Here is a 16,096-nt window from a genome sequence, read left to right on the forward strand (position 1 = left end):
GGAAGCCGCACGAGGTCCGGTCCGCGGCCGATGTCCGGCGTTGACCCGCGGTCACTCCCAGCGGAAGAACTTCGCCGCGGCGCCCAGGCCGACGACCGCCCAGACCGCCAGGATTCCGACGTCGCCCCAGGGCAGCCCGGCGCCGTGCTGGAGGACCTCCCGCAGGCCGTCCGAGAGCGCGGAGATCGGCAGGAACTGGAGCACCTGCTGGGCCGCTTCGGGGAACTTCGTGAGCGGGACGATCACCCCGCCGCCGACGAGCAGCAGTAGGAAGACGAGGTTGGCGGCGGCGAGCGTGGCCTCGGCCTTGAGGGTGCCGGCCATCAGCAGCCCCAGGCCGGAGAAGGCGGCGGTGCCCAGCAGGAGCAGCAGGGCCACGGAGAGCGGGTTGCCCTGTGGGGACCAGCCCAGCGCGAGGGCGACCCCGGTCAGCAGCGCGACCTGGAGGACCTCGGTGACCAGCACCGCGCAGGTCTTCGCGGTCATCAGCCCCCAGCGCGGCAGCGGCGAGGCGGCCAGCCGCTTGAGCACGCCGTAGCGCCGCTCGAAGCCGGTGGCGATGGCCTGTCCGGTGAACGCCGTGGAGAGCACGGCGAGTCCGAGGACGCCCGGGGCGAGGAAGTCCACCGACTTCCCGGCGCCGGTGTCGATGATGCGGACGGCGGAGAACAGCACCAGCAGCAGCGTCGGGATGATGACCGTCAGCAGGAGCTGCTCGCCGTTGCGCAGCAGCATCGTGGTCTCCAGCGTGGCCTGCGCGCGGATCATCCGGGGCAGCGGGGCCGCCCCCGGGCGCGGGGCGAACGTGCCGGTCGCGGCGCCGGCACCGGTCTCGACGGCGGTCATGCGCGCAGCTCCTTGCCGGTCAGTTCCAAGAAGACGTCCTCCAGGGTGTGCCGCTCGACGGCTATCGCGTCGGGCATCACCCCGTTCTGGGCACACCACGAGGCCACGGTGGCCAGCAACTGTGGATCGATCCGGCCCTGGACGCGGTAGGTGCCGGCGGTCAGTTCGGCGGCGACGCACTCGGCGGGCAGCGCCTTGAGGAGCGAGGCGACGTCCAGACCGGGACGGCCGCTGAAGCGCAGGCTGTTCTCCGCGCCGCCCTTGCACAGCTCCTCCGGGCTGCCCTGGGTGACGACCCGGCCGCCGTCGACGATCGCGACGTCGTCGGCGAGCTGCTCGGCCTCGTCCATGAAGTGGGTGGTCAGCACCACGCCGACGCCGTCCGCGCGCAGTTCCCGGACGAGGTCCCAGGTGGCGCGGCGGGCCTGCGGGTCGAGGCCGGCGGTCGGCTCGTCGAGGAAGACCAGCTCGGGGCGGCCGACCACGGCCATGGCCAGCGCCAGGCGCTGCTGCTGACCGCCGGAGAGCCGTCGGTAGGGCGTGCGCCCGCAACTGCCCAGCCCCAGCCGGTCGATGAGCAGCCGCACATCGAGCGGGTGGGCGTGCAGGGTGGCGGTGTGCCGCAGCATCTCCTCGGCGCGGGCGCTGGCGTAGACGCCGCCGGACTGGAGCATCACGCCGATCCTGGGGCGCAGCGCGGCGGCGTCGGCGACCGGATCCAGCCCGAGGACGCGGACCGTGCCGGCGTCCGGCCGGCGGTAGCCTTCGCAGGTCTCGATCGTGGTGGTCTTGCCGGCGCCGTTGGGGCCGAGGACGGCGGTCACGGTGCCGCGCGCGACGGTGAGGTCGAGCCCGTTCACGGCGGTCTTCGTCCCGTACCGCTTGACCAGGCCGACGACCTCGACGGCGGGTTCGCGGCCGGAGGGGCGGGCGTCGCCCCCGGGGGAGGTGCTGGGCATGCCGGGCAGTCTACGGAGCGGGGCGGGGCACCGGGAGCGGGGGCCGAGGCCCGGTTCGACGGCTTTCCGCAGGCGGGACGGGCGTTGGTTCCGGAGCGTGACGGGCACCCCCGGAATTAGGTAACCCTTAGTGATGGAGGCCACCGGTCGGTGACGCCGTACAGGCTTGAATCGGTTTGACGAATTACGCAACAATGGCGTTGTGAAAAACGCGAGCGAGGACCGGAAGAGGCCAGCCGCCCGGCAGGGCGCCGGCCCGGTTCCGTCCGCGCCCGCGCACGACGAGCAGCGCGGCACGCGCAACCGCGTCGCCCGCTCCATCCTCGACCACGGTCCGTCCACCGCGGCCGAGCTGGCCCTCCGCCTGGAGCTGACCCAGGCCGCCGTCCGCCGTCATCTGGACGCACTGGCCGCCGAGGGTGTCGTGGAGCCCCGCGAGAAGCGGGTCTACGGTGCTCGCGGCCGTGGCCGCCCGGCCAGGGCGTTCGCCCTGACCGACTGCGGCCGGGACGCCTTCGACCAGTCCTACGACGACCTCGCCGCCGATGCGCTGCGCTGGATCGCGCAGAGCGCGGGCGGCGGCGCCAAGGGCGAGGCGGCGGTCGCCGCGTTCGCCCGCGCGCGGCTGGCCGCCCAGGCCGAGGGGTACCGCGAGGCGGTCGAGAGCGCCGAGCCCGAGGCCCGCACCCGGGCCCTCGCGAAGGCATTGACCGCCGACGGGTACGCTGCTACGGCGCGCAGTGCGCCCAATCCCCAGTTCGGTGAACAGCTCTGCCAGCACCACTGCCCGGTCGTCCACGTCGCCGAGCAGTACCCGCAGTTCTGCGAGGCGGAGACCGAGGTCTTCTCCCGTTTGCTCGGGACCCACGTACAGCGCCTCGCCACCATCGCCCACGGCGACGGGGTGTGCACGACCTTCGTCCCGAAGGCCGGCGCCGGCAAGGCGGCTCACCGCAGCGGTGAGCGCACCACACAGACCACCACAGCATCTGCAAGCACGGCCGGGAGGAACCCCGCATGACGCTCCCCACGGAGACTGCTCACCCTGAGCTTGAGGGACTGGGCAAGTACGAATACGGCTGGGCCGACTCCGACGCGGCCGGCGCTTCGGCGAAGCGCGGTCTTTCCGAGGACGTCGTCCGCGACATCTCGGGGAAGAAGAACGAGCCGGAGTGGATGCTCAAGCTGCGGCTCAAGGGGCTGAAGCTGTTCGACAAGAAGCCCATGCCGACCTGGGGCTCCGACCTGTCGGGCATCGACTTCGACAACATCAAGTACTTCGTCCGCTCCACCGAGCAGCAGGCCGCCTCCTGGGAGGACCTGCCCGAGGACATCAAGAACACCTACGACAAGCTGGGCATCCCCGAGGCGGAGAAGCAGCGCCTGGTCGCCGGTGTCGCCGCGCAGTACGAGTCCGAGGTGGTGTACCACCAGATCCGCGAGGACCTGGAGAAGCAGGGCGTCATCTTCCTGGACACCGACACCGCGCTCAAGGAGCACCCGGAGCTCTTCCAGGAGTACTTCGGCACGGTCATCCCCGTCGGTGACAACAAGTTCGCGTCGTTGAACACCGCGGTCTGGTCCGGCGGTTCGTTCATCTACGTGCCCAAGGGCGTCCAGGTGGACATCCCGCTCCAGGCCTACTTCCGGATCAACACCGAGAACATGGGCCAGTTCGAGCGGACGCTGATCATCGTCGACGAGGACGCCTACGTCCACTACGTCGAGGGTTGCACCGCGCCGATCTACAAGTCGGACTCGCTGCACTCCGCGGTCGTCGAGATCATCGTCAAGAAGGGCGGCCGCTGCCGCTACACGACCATCCAGAACTGGTCGAACAACGTCTACAACCTGGTCACCAAGCGGGCCGTGGCCTACGAGGGCGCGACCATGGAGTGGGTCGACGGCAACCTCGGCTCCAAGGTCACCATGAAGTACCCCGCGGTCTACCTCATGGGCGAGCACGCCAAGGGCGAGACCCTCTCCATCGCCTTCGCCGGCGAGGGCCAGCACCAGGACGCCGGCTCCAAGATGGTCCACATGGCGCCGAACACCTCCTCCAACATCGTCTCCAAGTCGGTGGCGCGGGGCGGCGGTCGGACCTCCTACCGCGGTCTGGTCGAGATCGGCGAGGGCGCCGCGGGCTCCAAGTCCAACGTGCTGTGCGACGCACTGCTGGTGGACACCATCTCCCGCTCCGACACCTACCCCTACGTGGACGTCCGCGAGGACGACGTGTCCATGGGCCACGAGGCGACGGTCTCCAAGGTCAGCGAGGACCAGCTCTTCTACCTGATGGCGCGCGGCCTGTCCGAGGACGAGGCGATGGCGATGATCGTGCGCGGCTTCGTCGAGCCGATCGCCCGCGAGTTGCCGATGGAGTACGCGCTGGAGCTCAACCGGCTGATCGAGCTGCAGATGGAAGGCGCGGTCGGCTGACCGGCGGCCGCACGCAGCGACTGACTCTCAAGAACGCAGAAAGCGAGCTAGACGACAGCCATGGCTGAGGCTCAGAACATCCCGCTGGGGTCCACGACCGCCGGTTCCGTCGCGGTGGCCGCGGAGTCCACCGTCGCCACCCGGATGAGTGCCCCGCCGTCCTACGACGTGGCGGACTTCCCGGTGCCGCACGGTCGCGAGGAGGAGTGGCGGTTCACGCCGCTGGCCCGCCTCAAGGGCCTGCACGACGGCACGGCCGAGGCCGGCGGCCCCGACCTGAAGGTGGACATCACCGCGCCCGAGGGCGTCACCCACGAGCTCGTCGACCGCGCCGACCCGCGGGTCGGCAAGGCCGGCAAGCCGGTGGACCGGGTCGCCGCCCAGGCGTACAGCTCCTTCGAGAAGGCGTCGGTGATCTCCGTCGCCAAGGAGACGGTGCTCGGCGAGCCGATCCGGATCAAGGTGCACGGCGAGGGCGGCACCGCCTTCGGCCACCAGGTCATCGAGCTGGGCGCGTTCGCCGAGGCCGTCGTGGTCATCGACCACACCGGCTCCGGCGTGCTCGCCGCCAACGTCGACTACCTCCTCGGCGACGGCGCCAAGCTGACCGTGGTCTCCGTCCAGGACTGGGACGACGACGCCGTCCACTGCGGCCAGCACAACGCCCTGGTCGGCCGGGACGCCAGCTTCAAGTCCGTGGTCGTCACCTTCGGCGGCGACCTGGTCCGCCTGCACCCGCGGATCGACTACGCCGGCCCCGGCGGCGAGGCCGAGCTCTACGGCCTGTACTTCACCGAGGCCGGCCAGCACCAGGAGCACCGCCTCTTCGTCGACCACGACACCCCCAACTGCCGCTCCCACGTGACCTACAAGGGCGCGCTGCAGGGCCAGGACGCGCACGCGGTCTGGATCGGCGACGTCCTGATCCAGGCGGCCGCCACCGGCACCGACACCTACGAGCTCAACCGCAACCTCGTCCTCACCGACGGCGCGCGGGTGGACTCGGTGCCCAACCTGGAGATCGAGACCGGCGAGATCGTCGGCGCCGGCCACGCCTCGGCGACCGGCCGGTTCGACGACGAGCAGCTCTTCTACCTGATGGCCCGCGGCATCCCGGCCGACGAGGCCCGTCGCCTGGTCGTGCGCGGCTTCTTCGCCGAGCTGGTCCAGCAGATCGGCCTCCCGGACGTCGAGGAGCGCCTGATGAGCAAGGTCGAGGCCGAGTTGGAAGCGGCAGCGGCATGAGTTACGTACGTGTGGCCGCACTGAGCGAGCTGGCCGAGGACACCCCGAAGCGGGTGGAGATCGACGGCACGCCGGTCTCGCTCGTGCGCACCGAGGGCGAGGTGTTCGCGATCAACGACATCTGCTCGCACGCCAACGTCTCGCTCTCCGAGGGCGAGGTCGAGGACTGCTCGATCGAGTGCTGGCTGCACGGCTCCAGCTTCGACCTGCGCACCGGCAAGCCGTCCGGTCTTCCCGCGACGCGCCCCGTCCCCGTATACCCCGTAAAGATCGAAGGGGACGACGTGCTCGTCTCCGTCACCCAGGAGTCCTGAGTCACCCATGGCAACGCTTGAGATCCACGACCTGCACGTCTCCGTCGAGGCCGAGAACGGCCCGCGCGAGATCCTGAAGGGCGTCGACCTGACCGTGAAGCAGGGCGAGACGCACGCCATCATGGGCCCCAACGGCTCCGGCAAGTCGACGCTCGCCTACTCCCTCGCGGGTCACCCCAAGTACACGATCACCGGCGGCACCGTCACCCTCGACGGCGAGGACGTCCTTGAGATGTCCGTCGACGAGCGCGCCCGGGCCGGCGTCTTCCTCGCCATGCAGTACCCGGTCGAGGTCCCCGGCGTCTCGGTCTCCAACTTCCTGCGCACCTCCGCCACCGCGATCCGCGGCGAGGCCCCCAAGCTCCGCACCTGGGTCAAGGAGGTCAAGGAGGCCATGGAGCGCCTCCAGATGGACCCGGCGTTCGCCGAGCGCAACGTCAACGAGGGCTTCTCCGGCGGTGAGAAGAAGCGCCACGAGATCCTCCAGCTTGAGCTGCTGAAGCCGGCCATCGCGATCCTCGACGAGACCGACTCCGGCCTCGACGTCGACGCGCTGCGGGTCGTCTCCGAGGGCGTCAACCGCGTCCGCGAGACCGGCCAGGTGGGCACCCTGCTCATCACCCACTACACGCGCATCCTGCGCTACATCAAGCCCGACCACGTCCACGTCTTCGCCAACGGTCGGATCGCCGAGTCCGGCGGCCCGGAGCTGGCGGACAAGCTGGAGGCCGAGGGCTACGAGGCTTACGTGAAGGGTGGTACGACCGCGTGACACTGCTGCCGGGCCTCCTCGACACCGAGGCGATCCGCAAGGACTTCCCCCTCCTGGACCGCCTGGTCCACGACGGCAAGAAGATCGTGTACCTGGACAACGCGGCGACGTCCCAGAAGCCGCGCCAGGTCCTCGACGCCTTGAGCGCCTACTACGAACGCCACAACGCCAACGTCCACCGCGGCGTGCATGTGCTCGCCGAGGAGGCCACGGCGCTGTACGAAGGCGCCCGCGACAAGGTCGCCGCCTTCGTCAACGCGCCGAGCCGCGACGAGGTGATCTTCACCAAGAACGCCTCGGAGTCGCTCAACCTCGTTGCCAACATGCTGGGTTGGGCCGACGAGCCCTACCGCGTGGACCGCGACACCGAGATCGTCATCACGGAGATGGAGCACCACTCCAACATCGTCCCGTGGCAGCTGCTCTCGCAGCGCACCGGCGCGAAGCTGAAGTGGTTCGGCCTCACCGACGACGGCCGGCTGGACCTCACCAACATCAACGAGGTCATCACCGACCGCACCAAGGTCGTCTCCTTCACCCTGGTGTCCAACCTCCTGGGCACAGTCAACCCGGTCGAGGCGATCGTCCGGCGCGCCCAGGAAGTCGGCGCGCTGGTGGTCGTCGACGCCTCGCAGGCCGCGCCGCACATGGTCCTGGACGTCCAGGCGCTGCAGGCCGACTTCGTGGCCTTCACCGGCCACAAGATGTGCGGCCCGACCGGCATCGGCGTGCTGTGGGGCCGCCAGGAACTGCTGGAGGACCTCCCGCCGTTCCTCGGTGGCGGCGAGATGATCGAGACCGTCTCGATGCACTCCTCCACCTACGCCCCGGCGCCGCACAAGTTCGAGGCCGGTACGCCCCCGATCGCCCAGGCCGTCGGCCTCGGCGCCGCGGTGGACTACCTCTCCTCGATCGGCATGGAGAACATCGCGCGCCACGAGCACGTGATCACCGAGTACGCCGTCCAGCGGCTGCTGGAGGTCCCCGACCTGAGGATCATCGGCCCGAGCACGGCCGAGGACCGCGGGGCGACGATCTCCTTCACGCTCGGCGACATCCACCCGCACGACGTCGGCCAGGTGCTGGACGAGCAGGGCATCGCCGTCCGGGTGGGCCACCACTGCGCGCGCCCGGTCTGCCTGCGCTACGGGATTCCCGCGACCACGCGGGCGTCGTTCTACCTGTACTCCACCCCGGCCGAGGTCGACGCCCTGGTCGAGGGCCTGGAACACGTCCGCAACTTCTTCGGTTGATGAGTACCGCGGTGACCAGACACAGCGGACGAGGACGAGGACTGACTTAAGTCGTGAAGCTGGATTCCATGTACCAGGACGTCATCCTGGACCACTACAAGCACCCCCACGGGCGCGGGCTCCGGGACGGCGACGCCGAGGTGCACCACGTCAACCCCACGTGCGGCGACGAGATCACGCTGCGCGTCAAGTACGACGGCACCACGATCGCGGACGTGTCCTACGAGGGGCAGGGCTGCTCGATCAGCCAGGCCAGTGCGTCGGTGCTCAACGACCTCCTGGTCGGCAAGGAGCTCGGCGAGGCGCAGCGGATCCAGGAGACCTTCTTGGAGCTGATGCAGTCCAAGGGCCAGGTGGAGCCGGACGACGCCATGGAGGAGGTGCTGGAGGACGCGGTCGCGTTCGCCGGCGTCTCGAAGTACCCGGCGCGCGTGAAGTGCGCCCTGCTGAGCTGGATGGCCTGGAAGGACGCCACGGCCAAGGCCCTTTCCCAGGAGGCGAAGACCGCATGACCGACACCCCGACCACCACCAAGCCGGCCTCCGAGGAGGAGGTCCGCGAGGCGCTGTACGACGTCGTCGACCCCGAGCTGGGCATCGACGTCGTCAACCTCGGGCTGATCTACGGCATCCACGTCGACGATGCCAACATCGCCACCATCGACATGACGCTGACCTCGGCGGCCTGCCCGCTGACCGACGTCATCGAGGACCAGGCGAAGTCCGCCACGGACGGGATCGTCAACGAGCTGAAGATCAACTGGGTCTGGATGCCGCCGTGGGGCCCGGACAAGATCACCGACGACGGGCGCGAGCAGCTTCGCGCGCTCGGCTTCAACGTCTGACACACCCCGAGCGGCCCCGCGCCGCTCTCGGTGCCACGGCCGTGCCCGCCGGTTCTCCCGGCGGGCACGGCCGTTTCCGCATATCGCGGGCGCCGCTCTCCTCGTCATTGTGTACGCCCGTACGCAACGTTGTGTACGCTCGTACGCATGGCCTATGTGACGCTCGCCGGCGCGATCCTCTCCGAGATCCTCGCGACCACATCGATGAAGTACAGCGAGGGCTTCAGCAAGCTGTGGCCCTCCCTCGGCACCGCGCTCGGATACGTACTCGCCTTCGCCCTGCTCGCCCAGACGCTCAAGACGATGAGCATGGGGACCGCCTATGCGATCTGGGCCGGGGTGGGCACCGCGATCATCGCCGCGATCGGCATGGTGCTCCTGGGCGAGAGCACCAGCCCGGTGAAGGTCCTTGGGGTGCTGCTGGTCATCGCCGGGGTCGTGGTGCTCAACCTCGGAGGGGCGCACTGATGGCCCGGCGCTATGACCCGGACCGGCGGCAGCGGATCATCGACGCGGCCATCGAGGTGGTCGGCGAGCGCGGCATCGCGGGGCTCAGCCACCGCGCGGTGGCCGCCGCCGCGGACGTCCCGCTGGGCTCGACCACGTACCACTTCGCCTCCCTCGACGACCTGCTGGTCGCCGCGTTGCGACAGGCCAACGGCTGGTGGCTGGCGGACTTCGCCCGCTGGGTGGAGGGGCTCGACCTGACCGTCCCGCTCGCCGACGAGGTGGCCCGGCTGGTCGCCGACACCCTCGCCGGGGACCGGGCGCGGGTGGAGCTGGAGTACGAGCTGTATCTGGCCGCGCTGCGCCACGAGGCGGTCCGGCCGATGGCCGCCGAGTGCCTGGACGAGATGGTGGCGCTGCTCGGCCGGCGGCTCGGCGACACGGCCACCGCCCGGGCGGTGGTGGCCTTCACCGACGGGCTGCTGCTCCAACACCTGCTCACCGGCCAGCCCTTCCAAGTCGCCACCGTGCGCGAGGGGTTGGCGGGCGTGATGGGCGCCGCGAGCGGGCCGGTGGCGGCTGCCGGGCCGGCGTCCGGGGGCGGGCGGTCGGGCGCCCCGGGACCGACGCATGGGACCGGTTCGCCTCGGCGGGCGGGCTCCGGTTAGGTTTCCCACATGACCGATGCTGCAACTTCCTCTCGCACCACCGGCGCCGTCGCCGCCGGCCTCGCCACCGTCGCCGCCGACGGCACCGTCCTCGACACCTGGTTCCCCGCGCCCTCGCTCGTCGCCGAGCCCGGCCCGGCCGGCACCGAGCGGCTGGCCGACGACCGCGCCACGGAGCTGCTGGGTGCCGCCGTCCTCAAGGCGATCGGCCCGGACCCGGTCCGCGACGTGGAGGTCGTGGCCGTCCGCACGGTCATCGCCTCCCTCGACGACAAGCCGCTGGACGCGCACGACGCCTACCTGCGCCTGCACCTGCTCAGCCACCGCCTGGTCAAGCCGCACGGCCAGAGCCTGGAGGGCGTCTTCGGCCTGCTGGCCAACGTCGCCTGGACCTCGCTCGGCCCGGTGCCGGTCGACCAACTGGAGACGGCCCGGCTCAACGCCCGCGCCGAGGGCCTGCACCTCCAGGTCACCAGCGTCGACAAGTTCCCGCGGATGACCGACTACGTGGCGCCCGCCGGCGTCCGGATCGCCGACGCCGACCGGGTGCGACTGGGCGCCCACCTCGCCGCCGGCACCACCGTCATGCACGAGGGCTTCGTCAACTTCAACGCCGGCACCCTGGGCACCTCCATGATCGAGGGCCGGATCAGCGCCGGCGTGGTGATCGGCGACGGCTCCGACATCGGCGGCGGCGCCTCCACCATGGGCACCCTCTCCGGCGGCGGCAAGCAGATCATCTCCATCGGCGAGCGCTGCCTGCTCGGCGCCGAGTCCGGCATCGGCATCGCGCTCGGCGACGAGTGCGTGGTCGAGGCCGGCCTGTACGTGACCGCCGGCACCCGGGTCACCCTGCCCGACGGCCAGATCGTCAAGGCACTGGAGCTGTCCGGCGCCGACAACATCCTCTTCCGTCGTAACTCCACCACCGGCACGGTCGAGGCCCGCCCGAACAAGGCGGTCTGGGGCGGTCTCAACGAGATCCTGCACAGCCACAACTGACCGGTGGCGCGCCCGCGTTCGGCGCCCCGGGCCGGCGAACCGACCCCGCCGGCCCGGGGCGCCGGCGCGTCCGGGGCCGGCCGCGGGCGTTACCTCGCGGACCGGTCAACTCCCGCCCCGCGCCGGTAGGGTGGCCGATATGCGTGATCTTGTGGCGGGGGTGCGGTATCTGGGCCGGGGCGTGTGCTGGGCCGCCCGGCACGGCCGGTGGTGGGGATTCGGGCTGATCCCGGCCCTGATCGCGCTGGTGCTCTACGCCGGGGCGCTGTTCGCGCTGACCCTGGAGTCCGGCGACCTCGCCGCCTGGGCGACGCCGTTCGCCGACGGCTGGGGCTCCCCCTGGCAGGGGCTGTTGCGCGGGCTGTTCGTGGCGCTGCTGCTGGCCGGCGGGCTGACGCTGTCGGTGCTGACGTTCACCGCCGTCACCCTGCTGATCGGCGACCCCTTCTACGAGTCGCTCTCCGAGCGGGTCGAGGAGAGCGCCGGCGGCTGCCCACCCGGCCCGGACCGCCCGCTGTGGCGCGAACTCGGCATCGCGCTGCGGGACATGGCCCATGTACTGCTGCGGGCCGCCGCCTTCGGGGTGCTGTTCTTCGCGCTGGGCTTCCTGCCGGTCGTCGGGCAGACCGTGGTCCCGGTCGTCGGCACCTGCGTCACCGGCTTCTTCCTCACCGTCGAGCTGACCACGGTGGCGATGCAGCGCCGGGACGTCCCGGTCCGGGCCCGGCTTGCGCTGCTGCGCGGGCGGTGGGGGCTGGCGGTCGGCTTCGGGGCGCCGCTGGTGCTGCTGTTCCTGATCCCGCTCGCGGCGGTGGTGCTCACGCCGGGGGCGGTGGCCGGGGCCACCCTGCTGGTGCGGGAGCTGATGCCGACCGGGGCGGACGCCGGGCCGGCGGTGGCGGACGGGGCGGAGCCCGAGGGCCGGGCGGTGCCGGCCTCCTGGTGAGCGTGGTTCCGCGCTTTCCGCGGACGCCCGTCACGACGAAGCGGCCGCCGCACCCGGACGGTGCGACGGCCGCTTGGGCATGACCTGCCCTACCCGCGTCAGTCAGCCTTGCGCGACCGCGGCTTCAGGTCCTGGGTGCGCTCGGCGGCGGACTCCTCCGACTGCGGCCGGTGCTGCTCGGAGCGCCGCTCAGCGGCCCGGTCCTGCTTGCCCGACTTACGGTTCTGCGACTTCGGCATCATGACTCCCTTTGTCTCGCCGAAAATGGGTGCTTACCAGCCCAGTACCGCACCCCCGGGCGCGATCGGCGCTCGGGAGTGGGCCAGTGGAGTGACCGGGCGATCACCCCGGGTGAGGCGAAGGGCTCGGCTCGGGGGCCGGCTCAGGGCCTGATCCGCAGCACCTGCGGGTCGTGGTCGTTGGTCTGGTCCGCGCACTCGGCGTTGCGGCGCACGATGTCGTAGCCGGTGCGGGGCAGCGCCCGGCTGGTGGGCAGGTGGTCCAGCGCCTGGGAGTTGCCCTGGTAGACGTAGCTGTAGCGCTCGGCGGCGGGCAGCCCGCCGGCGAGGGCCGCGACGACCGCCGTGCCGAGGGCGGCGGGGCTGCGGAGCGTGCGACCAGATGGCATCCGTGCCTCCCTGAGAAGGGGGCGGGAGAGGTGCTGCGGAGCGGGACCAGCGCTCGCTACGCGCGTCAACCTCTTGTGTACGCAAGGGAGTTGTCAAGGTTCTCCCGGTGGACGGGAGCGTACGGAGAAGTGAACCGCCCGAGATGGGGAGAATTCCGTCTACGCTTGGGCGGCGCACGAGCGACACGTCCGTCCGAGGAGCTGAGCCAGATGTCCGCAGACCGCCCCACCATGCCGCCGGTGCGGCTGACTTCCGAAGCGGAGCTGGCCCGCGACGCGCTGAGCTCCCCGCTGCTGGTCCGGGCCGCCAAGCTGGCCCGCTGGTCCGCATCCGGCGTCCCGGTCGGCGTCGGCGGCGAGCTCCTGGAGAAGTCGCTCGCGGCCGCCACCGAGCACCTGGGCCTGGCTGGCGACGAGGACGGGCCCGCCTACACCGCCGAGGCGTGGCAGTTGGCGGTGGACACCGGACTGGTCGAGATCGACGAGGACGAGGACGAGGCGGGCGCCGACGACCTCCCCGACGACGCCGCGGTCGGCACCGCCACCCCCGGCGAGGAGCTGGCCCTGCTCACCTCCGGCAGCCCCCAGGACGTCCTGGACATCTGGCTCGGCGGCATGGAGACCGTGCTCGCCGACGCCGTCGCCCCGGACCTCTCCGACCTCGCCGACCAGCTCGCCGAGGGCGGCGACCTGGACCTGGACTCGATCGACTGGAACCCGGAGGAGGAGGCCGAGCTGCTGGACGGCATCCTCGGCAACCTCTACCTCCTCAACGCCCTGGGCGAGGCCCCCGACCAGGACGTCCCGCTGCCCGCGCTGGCCGCCTCCATGATCGTCCCGGACGACATGGACGAGCCCACCGACGAGATCCTCGAAGAGGTCTCCGCGGCGATGATGCGGCTGGACGACCAGTTCCGGGTGCTGGAGCCGATCGGGCTGGTCGCCTACCGGCCGGTCGACGAGGCGCTCATCGAGGAGCTGGACGAGGACGGCGAGACGGTCTCCGCGGCCGAGCCGCTCCAGGACGAGGACGTCGCCCGCTACGGCCTGGTGCGGCTCACCCCGCTCGGCGTCTGGGCGGTCCGCGCCCGGATGCTGGACGCCGGCGTGGACGCCCCGGCCGTCGGGGACCTCGCCGACAAGGGCGCCGACGTCCTGCTGGAGGCGTTGCCGGACTACCCCGAGGTGCTGGCCCAGGTGGAGGCCGAGCAGTGGCTCGCCGCCCGCACCCCGCTGGACGCGGCCCGCGAACTGCTCGTGGCCGCCCGCGGCGACGACGAGCGCGGCCCGCTGCGCCGGCTCGCCGCCCAGCAGGCCCTCTCCCTGGTCTCCCCGGAGGCCGAGCCGGCGCTGCGCGAGGTGCTCGACGACCGGCACCTGGGCGGGCTGGCCAGGGTCTGGCTCGCCGAGCGCGGGCTGCCCGGCATCCCCGAGCCGTCCCAGGACATGGTCTTCTGGCTGACGGTGGACACCATCGCGGCCCAACTGGGCGCCACCGACGAGGAGGCCGCCGCCGAACTCACGGAGCTCGTAGGGGGGTTGACCGAACAGCACAGCGGGTTCTTCGAGGAGGTCTGGCGGGTGGACCACCCGGCCACCGCCGAGGTGCTGGAGGCGATGGGTCAGCTCCACCCGGACAAGAAGGCCGCCAAGGAGGCGCGCAAGGCCGCGTTCAAGGCGCGGTCGCGGCGCTCCGACTGACGGGGCGCCGGGCAGGGGTCAGTCGGCCGGGGCCGCCGCGGTGATCAAGTAGTAGTCCAGCAAGCCTGTTTGATAGGCCGTCAGGTATTGCCGGGGCCACTTGTCGCGCAGCTCCGGCCGCTCGGCCATATAGCGGTCGTAGGACTCCCAGACCCCGTCGCCGATCGGCGTCACCGCGACGTCCCGCAGCCCGGCCGCGGTGAACGTCCCGGCCACGTCGTCCACCAGGTGCGTCATGTCCAGCCCGTTGGCGTACGGGGGCAGCAGTTGGGGCAGCACCCGCACCGCGTCCGGGACCCGGGCGAGGAACGTGGCCAGCGCGAAGTGCCCCGCCGGGCGCAGCACCCGCACCGCCTCCCGGGCGAAGCCGGCCAGGTCACGGAAGTGCTGGGCGGCCTCGACGGAGTAGACGACGTCGGTGCAGGCGTCCGGCAGCGGCATCCGCTGGGCCGGGCCGAGCACGAACTCCAGCCGGCGGGGGCCGGCCTTCTCGGTGAGCAGCTCGGCGTTGGCCTCCAGGGCGCGGGCGATCTGGTCGGGGTGGGCGTCCAGGCCGATCACCGACCCGAAGTCGAACTCCCGCAGGGCCAGCGCGCAGCCCAGGCCGCGCCCGCAGCCGACCTCCAGCGCGGTGCGGCCGCGCGGCCGGTCGCAGGTGTCCAGCACCAGTCGGTAGAGGTCCTGCTCGCTGCGGATCCGGTCGTCCTCGGTCAGCGGCCGGTCGGTGGGCTCCGGCAACCAGGCCCAGTAGCCGAAGTTGATGAAGCCGCCGGCGAACGCGGGGACGGTGCTGAGGTCCTTCTCGCCGTAGGTGGCGGCGACCCGGTCGGGGAGCTCCGGTCCGGGTGGGCCGTCCGGGTGGTCCGGTTGCGCGGGCCGGCCGGTACCGCCGGCCGGGGGCGGCTGCTGGGTCATCTGACGCTCCTCGTCGTGAAGCCGCGGGGGGAGGGTCCGAGGGGGCGTGCGGGCGGAATCTTGGGCGCGGGCGGGCGTTGAAGGAGAGGTGAGCTCGACGATGCGGATGACACAATTCTCGATCCTGGACCGCTCCCGCACCAGGGAGGGACACCCACCCGCCGCGGCGTTGCGGGACACCGTGGAGCTGGCCCGGTACGCCGAGCGGCTGGGGTACCACCGGTTCTGGGTGGCCGAGCACCACGGCGTCCCCGGGGTCGCCGGCTCGGCACCCACCGTGCTGGCCGCCGCGGTGGCCTCGGCGACCTCGACGATCCGGGTCGGCACCGGCGGGGTGATGCTGCCCAACCACCGCCCGCTGGTGGTCGCCGAGCAGTTCGGGGTGCTGGAGTCGCTCTTCCCGGGGCGGATCGACATGGGGCTGGGGCGGTCGGTCGGCTTCACCGGCGGGATCCGGCGGGCGCTGGGCACGCAGAAGGACGCCGCCGAGGGCTTCGAGGGGCAGCTGGCCGAGCTGCTGGGGTACTTCACCGGCACCCAGACCGCCCATCCGCAGGTGCACGCCCGGCCCGCCGAGGGGCTGACGGTGCCGGCGTTCGTGTTGGCGACCGGCGCCGGCGCGCGGGTGGCGGCCCGGGCCGGGCTGGCCCTGGTCATCGGCGACTTCCGCGACCGGGAGAAGCTGTCGGCGGCGGTCGAGGAGTACCGCGCGGCGTTCCGCCCGTCGACGCTGTGGCCGCGGCCGTACGTGGTGATCTCCGGGACGGTGGCGGTGGCCGGGACGCCGGACGCGGCGCGGCGGCTGCTGATACCGGAGGCGCGGGCGCTGGCGCACTCCCGGACGCACGGGGTGTTCCCGCCGCTCGCGCCGGTGGGGGGCGCGGTGTCCGGGGACGGGATGTCGGCGCGCGAGCGCGGCTTCTACGAGGACGCGCTGCTCGGGCACGTCCACGGCACGGAGGAGCAGGTCGCCCGGGAGCTCGCGGCGTTGGTCGAGCGCACCGCGGCGGACGAGGTGTTGGTGACCACCAGCACCCACGACCGGGCGGCGCTGCGCGAGTCCTACGAGCGGTTGGCGCGGGTGGTCGGCCTCGCGGGGCGGGGCTGAGCGGGCGGG

19 protein-coding genes are annotated in these 16,096 nt (G+C 71.8%); 14 read left to right on the forward strand and 5 right to left on the reverse strand.

Annotated features, from left to right (window positions below; all coding sequences use genetic code 11):
• Positions 1–51 precede the first annotated feature (51 nt).
• Together PV796_RS28670 and PV796_RS28675 are read right to left on the reverse strand one after the other, a co-directional pair.
• Positions 52–846, reverse strand: a complete 795-nt coding sequence (locus PV796_RS28670; protein WP_274916308.1) for an ABC transporter permease — start codon at positions 844–846, stop codon at positions 52–54.
• Positions 843–1,805, reverse strand: coding sequence for an ABC transporter ATP-binding protein (locus tag PV796_RS28675; RefSeq protein ID WP_274916309.1), 963 nt, complete (start codon positions 1,803–1,805; stop codon positions 843–845). The genes PV796_RS28670 and PV796_RS28675 overlap by 4 nt, the downstream gene beginning before the upstream one ends.
• A gap of 202 nt (positions 1,806–2,007) precedes the next feature.
• Here PV796_RS28675 and PV796_RS28680 point away from each other — a divergent pair, with 202 nt between their 5' ends.
• The 12 genes from PV796_RS28680 to PV796_RS28735 all read left to right on the forward strand — a co-directional run bounded on the left by PV796_RS28680 (position 2,008) and on the right by PV796_RS28735 (position 11,735).
• Positions 2,008–2,826, forward strand: a complete 819-nt coding sequence (locus PV796_RS28680) for a helix-turn-helix transcriptional regulator (protein ID WP_274916310.1) — start codon at positions 2,008–2,010, stop codon at positions 2,824–2,826.
• Positions 2,823–4,244, forward strand: a complete 1,422-nt coding sequence (gene sufB, locus PV796_RS28685; RefSeq protein WP_274916311.1) for a Fe-S cluster assembly protein SufB — start codon at positions 2,823–2,825, stop codon at positions 4,242–4,244. The genes PV796_RS28680 and sufB overlap by 4 nt, the downstream gene beginning before the upstream one ends.
• A 60-nt stretch (positions 4,245–4,304) precedes the next feature.
• The gene (sufD, locus tag PV796_RS28690; RefSeq protein WP_274916312.1) at positions 4,305–5,489 is read left to right on the forward strand and encodes a Fe-S cluster assembly protein SufD; all 1,185 of its coding nucleotides are present in this window, start codon (positions 4,305–4,307) and stop codon (positions 5,487–5,489) included.
• Positions 5,486–5,803 carry a non-heme iron oxygenase ferredoxin subunit gene (locus tag PV796_RS28695; RefSeq protein ID WP_066973495.1) on the forward strand — a complete coding sequence of 106 codons (318 nt, stop codon included), beginning with the start codon at positions 5,486–5,488 and terminating at the stop codon, positions 5,801–5,803. Before sufD ends, PV796_RS28695 begins: the two co-directional genes overlap by 4 nt.
• 7 nt (positions 5,804–5,810) lie before the next feature.
• Positions 5,811–6,575 (forward strand): Fe-S cluster assembly ATPase SufC, encoded by a 765-nt coding sequence (gene sufC / locus PV796_RS28700; protein WP_274916314.1) that lies wholly within the window; start codon positions 5,811–5,813, stop codon positions 6,573–6,575.
• Positions 6,572–7,828: a cysteine desulfurase gene (locus PV796_RS28705; protein ID WP_274916315.1), complete on the forward strand. Its 1,257-nt coding sequence runs from the start codon at positions 6,572–6,574 to the stop codon at positions 7,826–7,828. Before sufC ends, PV796_RS28705 begins: the two co-directional genes overlap by 4 nt.
• Before the next feature lie 53 nt (positions 7,829–7,881).
• Complete coding sequence (gene sufU / locus PV796_RS28710; RefSeq protein ID WP_274916316.1) at positions 7,882–8,340, forward strand: Fe-S cluster assembly sulfur transfer protein SufU; 459 nt, start codon at positions 7,882–7,884, stop codon at positions 8,338–8,340.
• On the forward strand, positions 8,337–8,672 hold the full coding sequence (locus PV796_RS28715) for a metal-sulfur cluster assembly factor (RefSeq protein WP_086718002.1): 336 nt from the start codon (positions 8,337–8,339) through the stop codon (positions 8,670–8,672). The genes sufU and PV796_RS28715 overlap by 4 nt, the downstream gene beginning before the upstream one ends.
• Before the next feature lie 147 nt (positions 8,673–8,819).
• The gene (locus PV796_RS28720; protein ID WP_274916318.1) at positions 8,820–9,140 is read left to right on the forward strand and encodes a DMT family transporter; all 321 of its coding nucleotides are present in this window, start codon (positions 8,820–8,822) and stop codon (positions 9,138–9,140) included.
• Positions 9,140–9,787, forward strand: coding sequence for a TetR/AcrR family transcriptional regulator (locus tag PV796_RS28725; protein ID WP_274916320.1), 648 nt, complete (start codon positions 9,140–9,142; stop codon positions 9,785–9,787). The genes PV796_RS28720 and PV796_RS28725 overlap by 1 nt, the downstream gene beginning before the upstream one ends.
• Positions 9,788–9,796: 9 nt before the next feature.
• Positions 9,797–10,789, forward strand: coding sequence for a 2,3,4,5-tetrahydropyridine-2,6-dicarboxylate N-succinyltransferase (gene dapD / locus PV796_RS28730; RefSeq protein ID WP_274916321.1), 993 nt, complete (start codon positions 9,797–9,799; stop codon positions 10,787–10,789).
• 139 nt (positions 10,790–10,928) lie between these two features.
• Positions 10,929–11,735: an EI24 domain-containing protein gene (locus tag PV796_RS28735; RefSeq protein WP_274916322.1), complete on the forward strand. Its 807-nt coding sequence runs from the start codon at positions 10,929–10,931 to the stop codon at positions 11,733–11,735.
• Between the two features lie 98 nt (positions 11,736–11,833).
• On the opposite strand, the gene PV796_RS28740 is transcribed toward PV796_RS28735, so the two are convergent.
• Both PV796_RS28740 and PV796_RS28745 read right to left on the reverse strand, forming a co-directional pair.
• On the reverse strand, positions 11,834–11,974 hold the full coding sequence (locus PV796_RS28740) for a hypothetical protein (RefSeq protein WP_199836196.1): 141 nt from the start codon (positions 11,972–11,974) through the stop codon (positions 11,834–11,836).
• A gap of 143 nt (positions 11,975–12,117) precedes the next feature.
• Positions 12,118–12,363: a hypothetical protein gene (locus tag PV796_RS28745; protein ID WP_274919410.1), complete on the reverse strand. Its 246-nt coding sequence runs from the start codon at positions 12,361–12,363 to the stop codon at positions 12,118–12,120.
• Positions 12,364–12,573: 210 nt separating this feature from the next.
• Between PV796_RS28745 and PV796_RS28750 the strand changes: the two genes are divergently transcribed.
• Positions 12,574–14,064, forward strand: coding sequence for a hypothetical protein (locus PV796_RS28750; protein WP_274916323.1), 1,491 nt, complete (start codon positions 12,574–12,576; stop codon positions 14,062–14,064).
• Between the two features lie 18 nt (positions 14,065–14,082).
• On the opposite strand, the gene PV796_RS28755 is transcribed toward PV796_RS28750, so the two are convergent.
• On the reverse strand, positions 14,083–14,979 hold the full coding sequence (locus PV796_RS28755; protein WP_274916325.1) for a class I SAM-dependent methyltransferase: 897 nt from the start codon (positions 14,977–14,979) through the stop codon (positions 14,083–14,085).
• Between the two features lie 100 nt (positions 14,980–15,079).
• Here PV796_RS28755 and PV796_RS28760 point away from each other — a divergent pair, with 100 nt between their 5' ends.
• Positions 15,080–16,087, forward strand: a complete 1,008-nt coding sequence (locus PV796_RS28760; protein ID WP_446750702.1) for an MsnO8 family LLM class oxidoreductase — start codon at positions 15,080–15,082, stop codon at positions 16,085–16,087.
• Positions 16,088–16,096 lie beyond the last annotated feature (9 nt).

Origin of the sequence: Streptomyces sp. WZ-12 (assembly GCF_028898845.1) — a bacterium.
In the GTDB taxonomy this organism is placed as follows: Bacteria; Actinomycetota; Actinomycetes; order Streptomycetales; family Streptomycetaceae; genus Streptomyces.

What these genes read in the sequence shown, in the direction of transcription:
- sufB (WP_274916311.1), top strand. Translation starts at nt 2,823, where the DNA reads ATGACGCTCCCCACGGAGACTGCTCACCCTGAGCTTGAGGGACTGGGC.
- sufC (WP_274916314.1), top strand. Translation starts at nt 5,811, where the DNA reads ATGGCAACGCTTGAGATCCACGACCTGCACGTCTCCGTCGAGGCCGAG.
- PV796_RS28695 (WP_066973495.1), top strand. Translation starts at nt 5,486, where the DNA reads ATGAGTTACGTACGTGTGGCCGCACTGAGCGAGCTGGCCGAGGACACC.
- PV796_RS28755 (WP_274916325.1), bottom strand. Translation starts at nt 14,979, where the DNA reads ATGACCCAGCAGCCGCCCCCGGCCGGCGGTACCGGCCGGCCCGCGCAA.
- PV796_RS28735 (WP_274916322.1), top strand. Translation starts at nt 10,929, where the DNA reads ATGCGTGATCTTGTGGCGGGGGTGCGGTATCTGGGCCGGGGCGTGTGC.
- PV796_RS28760 (WP_446750702.1), top strand. Translation starts at nt 15,080, where the DNA reads ATGCGGATGACACAATTCTCGATCCTGGACCGCTCCCGCACCAGGGAG.
- PV796_RS28740 (WP_199836196.1), bottom strand. Translation starts at nt 11,974, where the DNA reads ATGCCGAAGTCGCAGAACCGTAAGTCGGGCAAGCAGGACCGGGCCGCT.
- PV796_RS28750 (WP_274916323.1), top strand. Translation starts at nt 12,574, where the DNA reads ATGTCCGCAGACCGCCCCACCATGCCGCCGGTGCGGCTGACTTCCGAA.
- PV796_RS28715 (WP_086718002.1), top strand. Translation starts at nt 8,337, where the DNA reads ATGACCGACACCCCGACCACCACCAAGCCGGCCTCCGAGGAGGAGGTC.
- sufD (WP_274916312.1), top strand. Translation starts at nt 4,305, where the DNA reads ATGGCTGAGGCTCAGAACATCCCGCTGGGGTCCACGACCGCCGGTTCC.
- dapD (WP_274916321.1), top strand. Translation starts at nt 9,797, where the DNA reads ATGACCGATGCTGCAACTTCCTCTCGCACCACCGGCGCCGTCGCCGCC.
- PV796_RS28670 (WP_274916308.1), bottom strand. Translation starts at nt 846, where the DNA reads ATGACCGCCGTCGAGACCGGTGCCGGCGCCGCGACCGGCACGTTCGCC.
- PV796_RS28745 (WP_274919410.1), bottom strand. Translation starts at nt 12,363, where the DNA reads ATGCCATCTGGTCGCACGCTCCGCAGCCCCGCCGCCCTCGGCACGGCG.
- PV796_RS28720 (WP_274916318.1), top strand. Translation starts at nt 8,820, where the DNA reads ATGGCCTATGTGACGCTCGCCGGCGCGATCCTCTCCGAGATCCTCGCG.
- PV796_RS28675 (WP_274916309.1), bottom strand. Translation starts at nt 1,805, where the DNA reads ATGCCCAGCACCTCCCCCGGGGGCGACGCCCGCCCCTCCGGCCGCGAA.
- PV796_RS28725 (WP_274916320.1), top strand. Translation starts at nt 9,140, where the DNA reads ATGGCCCGGCGCTATGACCCGGACCGGCGGCAGCGGATCATCGACGCG.